The 11,712-nt window shown below is 33.8% G+C and carries 10 protein-coding genes; 9 read left to right on the top strand and 1 reads right to left on the bottom strand.

Annotated elements, in window-relative coordinates; genetic code table 11:
• Window positions 1-155: 155 nt before the first annotated feature.
• The 9 genes from VBZ51_RS09320 (at window position 156) to VBZ51_RS09280 (ending at window position 9,444) form a co-directional block, all read left to right on the top strand.
• Window positions 156-791 (top strand): hypothetical protein, encoded by a 636-nt coding sequence (locus VBZ51_RS09320; RefSeq protein WP_058104453.1) that lies wholly within the window; start codon window positions 156-158, stop codon window positions 789-791.
• Window positions 788-1,819, top strand: coding sequence for a ComEC/Rec2 family competence protein (locus VBZ51_RS09315; protein ID WP_058104454.1), 1,032 nt, complete (start codon window positions 788-790; stop codon window positions 1,817-1,819). The genes VBZ51_RS09320 and VBZ51_RS09315 overlap by 4 nt, the downstream gene beginning before the upstream one ends.
• A 172-nt stretch (window positions 1,820-1,991) precedes the next feature.
• Entirely contained in the window at window positions 1,992-2,444 is a 453-nt protein-coding gene (locus VBZ51_RS09310) for a hypothetical protein (protein ID WP_058104455.1), read from the top strand.
• 298 nt (window positions 2,445-2,742) lie between these two features.
• Window positions 2,743-3,180: a DUF6326 family protein gene (locus VBZ51_RS09305; RefSeq protein WP_245188876.1), complete on the top strand. Its 438-nt coding sequence runs from the start codon at window positions 2,743-2,745 to the stop codon at window positions 3,178-3,180.
• A gap of 167 nt (window positions 3,181-3,347) precedes the next feature.
• Entirely contained in the window at window positions 3,348-4,121 is a 774-nt protein-coding gene (locus VBZ51_RS09300) for a DUF6090 family protein (protein ID WP_416576730.1), read from the top strand.
• A 150-nt stretch (window positions 4,122-4,271) separates the two neighbouring features.
• Entirely contained in the window at window positions 4,272-6,086 is a 1,815-nt protein-coding gene (locus tag VBZ51_RS09295) for a hypothetical protein (protein WP_416576729.1), read from the top strand.
• A gap of 92 nt (window positions 6,087-6,178) precedes the next feature.
• Window positions 6,179-7,726, top strand: a complete 1,548-nt coding sequence (locus VBZ51_RS09290) for a fibronectin type III domain-containing protein (RefSeq protein WP_416576728.1) — start codon at window positions 6,179-6,181, stop codon at window positions 7,724-7,726.
• A gap of 394 nt (window positions 7,727-8,120) precedes the next feature.
• On the top strand, window positions 8,121-8,840 hold the full coding sequence (locus tag VBZ51_RS09285) for a 3'-5' exonuclease (protein WP_416576727.1): 720 nt from the start codon (window positions 8,121-8,123) through the stop codon (window positions 8,838-8,840).
• Between the two features lie 94 nt (window positions 8,841-8,934).
• Window positions 8,935-9,444, top strand: a complete 510-nt coding sequence (locus VBZ51_RS09280) for a DUF3124 domain-containing protein (protein ID WP_416576726.1) — start codon at window positions 8,935-8,937, stop codon at window positions 9,442-9,444.
• Window positions 9,445-9,450: 6 nt separating this feature from the next.
• On the opposite strand, the gene VBZ51_RS09275 is transcribed toward VBZ51_RS09280, so the two are convergent.
• A complete protein-coding gene (locus VBZ51_RS09275) occupies window positions 9,451-11,649 on the bottom strand; it encodes a S8 family serine peptidase (RefSeq protein ID WP_416576725.1) in 2,199 nt (732 codons plus the stop codon).
• Window positions 11,650-11,712: the final 63 nt, after the last annotated feature.

The raw sequence follows: 11,712 nt of genomic DNA, 5'->3' as shown, positions 1-11,712 counted from the left end.
AACCTAAGCGACGATATCTTTCTCAAGTATCTAGCCGAACCTCGAAATCACTCTTCCCTTTAAACTAATTTATCATTCAAAATATAGTATCTTCAAACTAAGAACCAAACATACGAGCCGAGACCGTTGTGCGTCATGTCGAAAAACCAATATAGATGAATAACCAAAAAACATTAAAAGAACAAAATGCAAAATTGATTTGGACATTTTTTTCCTTCAATGCTTTATTATTTTACACTTTAGCTATTGTACCTAGCTTCGAAATAAATGAATTTGATTGGGAAGAATTTGTTACAGGCAAAGGTATTTGGCTTTTAATAACTCCACTATTATTATTTATAATAAATGGCTTGATTAGTAGTAATCAGAAAGCTATAATTACATTTTGGAGAATTAAAAATCCTTTACCTGCCTGTAGAGCATTTTCTCATTATTCCAAAAAAGATGATAGGATTGACCTAAATAACCTCGAATTAAATTATAGTCCTCTTCCTCAACTTGCAAAAGAACAAAACTCATTATGGTATAAAATTTATAAAACCTATCAAGAAGAACCTTTAGTAAAAAAGAGTCATAAAGACTTCTTACTTGGTAGAGATATGTGTTCAATCGCTTTATTGTTTTTAATTTTTGGAGGTATAATTGGATTATTTATGATGCCAAGTAATACCAAATGGTGGTATTTGTTTTTTACTATTTTTCAATTTTTCATTTTGGCTATTGTGACTCAGAACCATGGAAAAAGATTCGTTTGTAACGTTCTTGCTCTTGAAACATCTAATAAAGTATGATAGATATAAGTATAGATATGCTTTCTTTAGGGAATGCAGATTCAATAATTGTTTGGCTCAAAGACCATAATAATAACAATTTTGTAATTCTCATTGATGGTGGAAATAAAAGCGATGGTGATAAGGTAATTGACCATATGGACAAATACATTTTGAAAGATGCAGGTAAGTTTGCGCCAGATTTAGTTATTTGCACTCATCACGATAAAGACCATATTGGAGGACTTATTAAAGTTGTTGAACATTATGGTAATAAGATAAAGCAAGTATGGATAAATAATCCAGCGGAACATGTTAGTTCAGCAACCTATCAAACTCTTAAAAAACATTTTCAATTAAAATCTGCAAATAAACAGTATCAAGTAATACTTGAATCCTTAACTAATGTAGATGATTTTATCAATTTAGTTGATTCCAAGGGTATTACTAGAGAAAATGCTCTTTATGGTCAATCGCTTTTCAACGGTGTAATAAAAATATTAGGACCTTCGAAAGAATTTTATGACTCGCTACTTCCTGGTATGGGAAATATAGAGAATTACGTTTCATCTGAAGCGTCTTATGCATTCAACTCAATTTTTGGAACAGCGATAGTTAACGAAACTTTAGAAAAAAATTCGCCATGTCCAATAGTTGATGAGGAAAATTCCACTTCGGCTACAAATAATTCAAGTGTTATACTTGAAATAATCGCAAAAGAAAATAGTCGATATTTATTTACTGGAGATGCAGGAGTACAAGCATTTGAAGATGTTGAAAATAGATTTAATCTGGAAAATATTCATTGGTTAGATGTTCCTCACCATGGTTCTAGAAGAAATCTATCCTCGAGACTTATTGAAACTATGTCACCTAATGTATGTTATGTTTCAGCCAAAGGAGGACATAAACATCCGAGAAGAGCTTTAGTCAATTGTCTAAAAAAGCATGGAGCAAAGGTATATAGTACTCATAAAGGAGGAGACAAATGGCATCACAGAGGGAATTTTCCAGATAGAGAAAACTATTCGTCAGCACCTGAAATATAGAATAAACACGAACGCACAAAAACGTATATAAAAAATAGCGGTTTAATCGCTTAATCATTACAAAATGAACAAATTAAAGGTTAGTTATAATCCGAAAAGTTAGTACTTAAAATCCGCTACTTTTCATATACAAGACCGTAGACGCTAACTGAAAAAAACCAATCTGAAATAAATGATATTTAAAGGAATTAATGACCAAACTGTTGAATTTAGCATAACTAACTACCAGTTTCCTGAAATAAGTGATTGCGAATATGACTCAAATTGGTTGTTGGTTTATTTAAAAGTAAAAAGTGATTATGGAAATTGGGAAACGATTGATCCTTCACTTTTGGTAAAAGATTTAAAAGAAATAATCGAATGGTTTGAAAAACTTTCAAATGACATTGAAACGGATTCTGATTCGCTTGTGTTTATGGAACCGAATTTGAAATTTGAATTAATAAAAAATCAATCAGATTTAAAAACTGTCCGACTAATATTTGACTTGGAATCTCGACCGCAAAATGCAAATGATAATAAAGAATATTATGTTGACTGCGAAATGGACAATGCGGAATTAAAAAAAGTTGCGAAGGAATTGACGAAAGAATTAGAATCGTTTCCCGAAAGAATAATCGGATGAAAAAAGCCAGCAAACAACAAAGTCTGAACGTAATGCAGAGTTTAGAGCTTAATCGAAAAGTCTGTATATATTTATAAAGTCGCTACCCCGATAGCTGTCGGGAATAGATTTAGCTTTGGATAAGAAAAAATAAAACTAAACAATAAGCTTTAGCTGCGTGCTAAGAAGGTAACATAAGGTTTCCTTGCCCATGTACTAAACTTCACCAAACGGATGGCTACAAGCTAAAAACCTAACAAGATTTAGAATTCAGGCAACCATTTAATTAGATTTTGCGTCTTTATATATACAAAGGCACTTGAAATCTAAAACTTTAAAGGACATGTTAGAAAACCCAAAGGTGAATATCAAAATTAAACTTGCTGCTTTATGGGCTTCAGCAACTTTCTGTTATTTATATGGAGATTATTTTGAACTCTACACACCAGGAAAAATAAACAGTTTACTTACCGGAGAAAATATTCTAGATAGTCCCACTAAATTATTATTAGCCTCAATGATTTTGGCAACTTCATCAGTAATGGTTGCACTTTCAATTCTCCTAAAACCGAAAATAAATCGTATTCTAAATATTGTATTTGGAATATTGTTTACAACAATGATGCTATTTATTGGCTTCAATTCAAATACCGAGTGGTATAGTTTCTATGTGTTCTTGGCATTTTTAGAAAGTATCATTACCGCATTAATTGTTTGGTATGCTTGGAAGTGGCCTAAAGAAAAACAAATACTTTAAAAAAAAGCCAGTTACCTTCAACGTAAATAATTTATTGCTGGTTCTAGTCTACTTACCAAAATTCATACAGATTGCCTATTCAGTTTTTATTTTCTAATTTAGGTACTTAACCACGCAGCAAACCATAGCCAAACATCTTGATCGTCATTATGATAACCCACTAAACAATGATAAAATTCTTTAGAAAAATTAGGCAAAATCTGCTCTCGGAAAGCAAATTCAGTAAGTACCTTATATATGCTATAGGAGAGATTATACTTGTTGTCATTGGGATATTGATTGCTTTACAAATCAACAATTGGAATGAAAAACAAAAAGAAGAAAAGAGTGAACTATTAATCCTTAAAACGCTACAAAAAGATTTTATCGAAAATAAAAAAATGTATTCGGACATTGTTGATAAACAGCAGTTTGTTATTGATAATTGTAAATCACTAATAAAATGTTTTGAAAATAAAGTTGTTGAATACAAAAGAGATTCTATTGGTACATTTATCTACTATGGTGCTTTTAATTACTATAGGGCAGAACCTATCTTAGGAAGTTATGAAGCTTTGATCGGAAGTGGAGATTTAAAAATACTGACCAACGAAACCCTAAAATCAAAACTGGCTTTATTTTCATCTGAAATAAATCAAGGATTTGAGGATGAAATATCAGCTATGAATTTACTGAATACATTAAATGATGAATTCTCATCAATTGGAACCTTATTTTTAGATCATAAACTTAGACAGTCCATGGGCTTAGGCAAGCTTAAAGAAAATATTGAGATAAAGGATAAAACAATTTCAGACCTATATCAAAATTCCAAAATTCTACATTCACTAGCTATGAAAACAGGTGCTGAACTTAATAGATTAAAACTACATATTAAAATGTTAGATTACTCCATTGAGATATTGAATTTGATTGAATCTGAACTGCAAGAGAAAGAATAAAGCAAGTATAAGAACGTATATAGCTAGTTCTCGTATACTTCTGAAAATATTACCCAAATTTTTATTTAATAATTATTGCCAAGTTTACCAATATCCCACACAACTATTCTCTTATAAATACGTTCTAAAAACCGAATCAATTATCAATACATGAAAAAAATAAGCTTTCTATTTCTACTTATCATAATTGCCTTTGTAGGTTGTAGTAAAGACAATAGTGAAGCAACTACCGCCGGCGATTTAAATGTCCGTGTAGTTTTAAACGGCAACCAACCAGTTGGTAATGCAGTGGTATATACCAATCCCCCATCAAAGCAGGGAACTACTGATGATTTTGGAAGTGTGCTGCTAACGGATTTAGAAAAGGGCAGCTATGAGGTATTTGCAAGCTTAGAGAATGTAGGATCAGGAAAATCAGTAGTCAATATTCAAACAAGTGAATTATCTGAAACAACCATAAACATAATACCGGGCATAAACGAAGGGCTTGCTCCTGTAATTCAAATAGTCTTGCCAGCAACATCGACCGAATATTCAGAAGGAGAAGACATTACATTCAGTGCAGACATTATAGATGATGAAACCCCTAACCAAGACCTAAAAGTTATTTGGGAAAGTGATGTAGATGGAGAATTAAACACAAATTCTCCAGATGTAAATGGAAATGCCACATTTACTACGAACACGCTATCTAGAGGCATACACCAAATTACCATAACTGCAGAAGATTCTGACGGCTATAGTTCAAGTGCATCTATTGAAGTAAGCACGCTATCCCCAAGTACAATAACATTATTAGAGCCCATTAAAAATGAAGGGAAAGTTCTTTTAGAATGGACGGAATATCCAAATTCAGATTTTTTAAAATATGAAATCTATAGATCGAACGGAAATTGTTCTGAATTTAATCAGGAATTGTTAGGAACCATATCCGAAAAGGAAACTTTAAACTTTACCGATGAACTTCCTCCTTTGGAATTTCAAGTATGTTATTTCATAAAGGTTACAAACAATGAAAACAATTCTAGAAATAGTAATCAAGAGACAGTTGATACACCAGGTGGGCACGTATTCAATTTTGAGCCATATGATATGCTAAAGCATCCAACGGAAGATTACATTTACCTGATAGACCAAGCCGGTCAAAAATTGATAAAATTTGATTATATAAACTTAGAGGTAGTCAATGAAACAAATCTGCAAGGTATTATAGGTTATAGTGATATTGGAGATAATGGGTATGGTGTCGAGATTTATACCCCAAGTGATAATGGATATATTTATGTTTACAATGCAGATAATCTTAGTTTAACAACATCTATAAACACAGGTTTAAAGACTGCAAGTGTAGTAACAAACGGATTAGGACATGTGATAGCCTCTGTTGAACCTTCACCATGGTGGGAGCAACCTATACGTACCTACTCTAGAGAAAGCGGAATACATATTGACGGAAATGGAGATCATGAAAGAGATAGGTTAAGAATGATACCTGGCAGAAATGAGGTAATTTCCATTACAACAACTGTTAGTCCAGTTGACATGGAATATTTTAAAATTGGTAGTACCGGAGAAATAGAAATACATCAAGATGACCAATATCATGGTGATTACCCCTTAAACCCAAGAATTTTCAGAGTTTCGGATGATGGAACATATTCAATAACATCAGAAGATGGTGCGGTATATTTAGCAAATAGTTCTATGGAATATAAGGGTCAGCTTCAACATGGTACTTTACGGTTTTCAGATTTTGCATTTAGTGATGATGGAGCAATCATTTATGCTGCAACAAGCAATAGAAAGTCAATACAGATAGGACATTACCCCTCTTTAACCAGAGATGATGAATTTTTAACGAAAGGATTTCCAATTTTGATCATCCGAGATGGCGATAAAATAATTTCCTTAAGTAAGGCATCTGAAAACGCTATTAATACAGGAATAGAAATCATTCAACTCTAATTAAGAATTTGCTGTCTAAAAAATAAAATGATATACCTATGCCCTGTTTGGATATAGGTATATTATACCCGAATTCTAATTAAATACCATAGATGTTTACTACTTTAAAATTAAATTTTTCTTATCGAAATATTACTGTTTTTTTAATTTTAAGCCTTTTGCTATCCTGTTCAAAGGGGGAAGATTCTGGTGAAGGTATTAAGCAAAATCCAGATGAAAATTCACCAGAAACTAATTTAACACCTTGTGAAGGCAATCTTAATGTAAATATTGATGAGGTAGGCAGTAATAGTGCCACAATAACTTGGTCCACAGATGCGAACTTTACTATTTACGAATTAGAATATGGCTTAAAAGATTTTACTTTAGGTCAAGGTTCTACATTTCAAGTATATGAAACATCAGCTATAATAAATAATTTAGATATTAATACGAATTATGATTTTTATATAAGGGGTCTTTGTACTGACGGAACAGGAAACTGGACTAGTCCCTTTTCAATTACTACTATATGTAATGAAGGTTTTTTTGAAGGAAGTGTAAGATTGGAAACTCAATCTGAAGTGAATGCATTTGGCGAAATGTGTTATTCAGGGATTAATGGCAATCTAAATATTAATGGATTTTTCGGTAATGACCCAATAACAAGCCTAGAAGCACTAAGTGGGTTAACCGAAGTAACAGGAGGTTTATTTATAGAATACAATGATTCGTTATTACAGCTTAATGGGTTAGAAGGATTAAAAAGTGTAAATCATTTACATTTATATCTAAATAGAAATCTAGTGTCTATTGAAAGCTTATCCGGTTTAACCGAAATTACTAGTATTGGAAATCCTCAAGGCCTTGAGGATGTAGCAGGAATAAGTATAGGCGATTGTTATGCATTAACAAGTCTCGAAGGGCTTCAAAATATTAACGAAGTAGGTAGACTTAGTATTAAAAAAAACTTTAACCTTGAAGATCTTCAAGGATTAAGGGGGGTCAAGCAAGTAACGGACCGTTTAATATTATATCAGAATTCAAAAATTGTTTCCATGGAAGGTTTAAATCTACTTGAATACGTTGGTGAACGATTACAAATAGATAATCTAAATTCATTAACCTCTCTTAATGGATTGGAGAGCTTGAGAACCGTTGGCACAGAATTACGTCTATATAACAATGATTCTTTAGTTTCTTTAGTAGCACTATCAAACCTGCAGTCCGTAAATGAGCTAATAATTCGAAGTAATGAAATGTTGAATAGTTTAAGCGGAATAAATTTGGATGTAATAGAAAACACGTTTTGGTTAGAAAGCAGATCGCTTGTTAATTTTTCTGGCATAACCGCTAACGCAACTTCGGCTTTACTAAACATTGGTTATTGTGATCAACTGACCTCTTTTAGTGGTCTTGAAACTCTTGTAGAAGCAGGTCCTATATATATTAATCAAAATAAATCTCTAGTTAACCTTGAAGGTTTAGATGGATTAAGGTCAGTGAACAACTTCATACAAATAACAGACAATACTATTTTAAGTGATTTTTGCAATTTAAGTGACCTTGTAAATATTGGAGGGTTCTCTGGAGATTGGAATGTCTCTTCCAATTTATTAAACCCAAGTCTTTTAGAAATGCAGAATGGAAATTGTAATTGAACATATTGCGAACCGTTACCCTAAAGTGGTTAGATTATCATGTTTTATAAAAACGAAGATTACAATACTAATTTTATTCTGTACTATTTCTTTTTATGGTTAACAAAAGGAGTTTGAAGTTGTACAGGTTATCTATAGAAACGGAGACACTATAAATGTTAAAATATAAGTACGAAATAGGTGTAAGAGTTAAGATTATCTAAGATATTGGAATAAACCAGACAAAAAAGAATAACACTAGAAAGCTTTAAAAGCTATAGTTGAGGCAATGAATTCTTCCAAACATTGATATTACGTTCTCAAAATTATGTTTTAGCTAAAAAATTTTACATAGCAAAAGAACGATTACACTCAAATTACCATAATTTCTTACTTATTAGTATCTTACCTTTCTATGCCCGATAAAATACATCTTGAAAATATCTTGTTTTTAGATATTGAGACCGTGCCAGAAAAAAGTGCTTTTGACCAATTGGATGATACAACCAAAGAACTGTGGGCACATAAATCTCAATACCAACGAAAAGACGAAATTACGGCAGAGGATTTTTATGAACGTGCCGGTATTTGGGCGGAGTTTGGTAAAATCATTTGTATTTCGGCAGGTTATTTTATTATTCAAGGTGACCGTAGAAGTTTTAGGATCACCACATTTCACGGTGAAGAAAACAAGCTTCTACAGGATTTTAAAGACCTATTGGACGAGCATTTTAACCATGCCAAGCATGTGCTTTGCGCCCATAACGGTAAGGAGTTCGATTTCCCGTACATTGCCCGTAGAATGATTATTCACGGCATATCATTGCCCCAGAAACTAGACTTGTTTGGCAAAAAACCCTGGGAAGTACCACATATAGATACCATGGAGCTTTGGAAGTTTGGTGATTACAAGCATTATACCTCCCTAAAATTAATGGCACATGTACTGGGCATACCATCGCCCAAAGAGGATATTGATGGCAGTATGGTACGCGTGGTCTATTATGAACAGAACGATTTAAACCGGATTATCACCTATTGCGAATTAGATGTGCTTACTACTGCCCAGGTCTATTTACGACTAAGAAACCAACCGGTATTAAAAGATGATGAAGTAAAGAAAGTAGCCAAATAATAGATTTGAGTTAAAAAAAGCATCTAACGATATAAATACATGACTAATGATGTAATTTTGTTTGTACCATCATTGTTTTAAAAGCGACTTATTTATGAAAAAGTGCATCCTATTATTCTCGGTAATTGTCTTAGTAGCAAGCTGTGTGCAAGAAAAGGAAATAAGCTCTATAAATCCTGAAAACTGGACCAGGAGAAAGGCTACCATAAAAACGATGGATTCTTTAGAGCATGGTAAATCTTACTTATCTATCTATTCCCAAATATATAGCAGCTCTGAGCATAAGACCCATAATTTAACGGCTATGGTAAGTTTACGCAATACCAGTGATATAGACACCATATACTTGACCAAGGCCGAGTATTTTGATACCCATGGCGTATCATTACGCAACTATTTTAATCACCCAATATATTTGGCACCTCTTGAAACCGTAGAAATCATTATTGATGAAATGGATGTTGAAGGTGGTACAGGTTCTAATTTTATTTTTGAATGGCATGCACCCAAAAATTCCCCAGAACCATTGTTTGAAGGCGTAATGAATTCCACTGTTGGGCAACAAGGACTTTCGTTTACCACACAATCCAGAAGAATTAATTAAAGCTATTTAGTACTTATAGAACTTAGTACTCTTATTAACATCAAAATCCTGAATCTGTAAAACGTAAAGACCAGAAGGTAGGTCAGAAACGTTGATTCTTGAATTTGTGGCCGCATCCATTTTTAATTCCACACCGCTAGTGCTCATTATTCTATAAACCGCCGTATCAGATGTTTTTACGTTCAACTGAATTTCATCTACCGCAGGGTTAGGGTAAACATTAAAAGGAATTTGAGAATCGGCACTTAAAGCGCTTAACGTTTCCAATTGGGTCTCTTCGCCCATAAAAGTAAACGTAGCTACATCACTATATTCAGAAGCAATGTTCTGTGAGCAGAATGTTCTTAATCTAAAAGAGTAGGTTTGATCCAATGACAATCCCTTCCAAATAAAGCTATTGACAGAAATATACTCGGTAGTCCATTCTTCCTGATATATTTCTTTGTACTGAATTTCATATAAGGCATCATCACTATCATTCCAATTTAAGGTTACTTGAGCTGCTTCTGCTTGTTCCAAGGCAACCTCAGGAGCATCAATAGAACAAGAAGTCATTAAAACGCCAGATACGATCAAGGAAAAATCTTGAGCATCGTTAACAAGTTCTCCCTTATGGGTAACGGTAATGGTATACGTACCACTTGCATTGGGAATTTCAATTCTTTCAAAAGGATCTACTTTATTATCCCCTTTGGTAGCTACACTATTGGCTTGAGCCGGGTTCAATTTCCAAGGTAAAAAAGTTTGTCCGTTTTTTGTAATCCTAATATCAAGATCGTTTACCAAGGCAGCCGTTGTGCTGTTCAGCTCACCCGTATTTACAACGCTAGATTGTACATCTGTCCAAGAAATAGAAGCGATCAATGTGTCATCACCATTGGCAGTAACCTCAAATGAAAAAGAATCGCCGTTTTGTAAAGACTCTTCTGCCACATGGCTTGTAAAATCTTTATTGTTCAATAACTCGGCAGCACTTTTAGCATTCATGATACCCCATCCCATTTTGTAATCAGGACCTTCATCATCTATATCATCTGCAGTATGCAAAGCCAAACCCTTTAATGTAGCGGCTTTCATGTACGCACCGTAAAGCTCATTATGATATTGTTGCAACAATAATAACGAGCCGGTAACCCCAGGTGTAGCCATTGAAGTACCCGAAGATGTTTCATAACTAGTATTACTGGCAGCATCTGTAGACAACACAGAACCACCGTTACCTGCCAAATCTGGCTTAATTCTACCATCATCAACAGGACCAAAGCTACTGTATGCGGAAACATCGGCACTTTTTAGGTTTCCGTTGTTATCTATTCTAGAATTGGCACCGGCAACCGTAATATTGTTCTTAGAAATTGTAAAACCCAATAACACATCAAATCCGTCTGCAGTTTTACCGTATGTAGGTGTGTCATTATCCATGCTTTTTTGAGCATTTCCAGCTGCGGTAACCATTAAATAATAAGGAGCGTTGTACATAATTTTATCCCAGTCCTGAGCAACTTTGGTATAGGCACCAAAATACCAATCTGGTACACGATCAGCCTTAATCCCATAAGAATGGTTAGAAAGCAAAAGACCATTGGCAGCTGCTTCTGCAACCTCTATTTTATCTCTTGTCCAATCATGAGAAATAACATTGGCCTTATTAGCAACGCCTCTAGCATCTTTTTTAAGACCTGTAGAGATAATACTGCCCGTAACATGGGTGGCATGGGTATCTACTTCAGAATTCTCATCTCCGATCGCAATTCTAGAAGTATACTCTACATGATGTTGTAATGCAATACCGGCATCCCAAACCCCAACTTTCATACCATCACCGTTTAAATCCAAACCCATCAAACCATCTGTATTTAAAGTACTTGCTCTTGACACCAAACCTGCTTCATCTGAATATGTTTCGTAGTATAGCGGACTACCATCTGCACCTATACCCTGTAATTCAATTTTTTTACCATTAGCCAACGTTTCTTTAATTTTCCAATTGTTCAGTTTGGCCACCTCTTTTAATTTTGTTCTTTCAAGAGCGTACTCAGAAATTAAGTTAGACCTGAAACTTGCCAAAGCCGTTTTCTTATTGTTTTCCGAAATTTGCAAACGTTGTTGAGAGGTTTGTGCCATGGCCATTTGGCCCATAGTGAACACAAATAATAGTAGCAAAAGTATACTACTAGCACGGTAGGTAGATTTGTAGGTAGTCATCGTTAGGTTATTATTGTAAGATTTGGACTACAAATATAATAACCATGGGCAGTGTTCGGTGAA

The sequence above is a fragment of the Maribacter sp. HS genome, assembly GCF_048059195.1.
GTDB lineage: Bacteria > Bacteroidota > Bacteroidia > Flavobacteriales > Flavobacteriaceae > Maribacter > Maribacter dokdonensis.
This window is presented reverse-complemented; position numbering and strand designations above follow the sequence as displayed.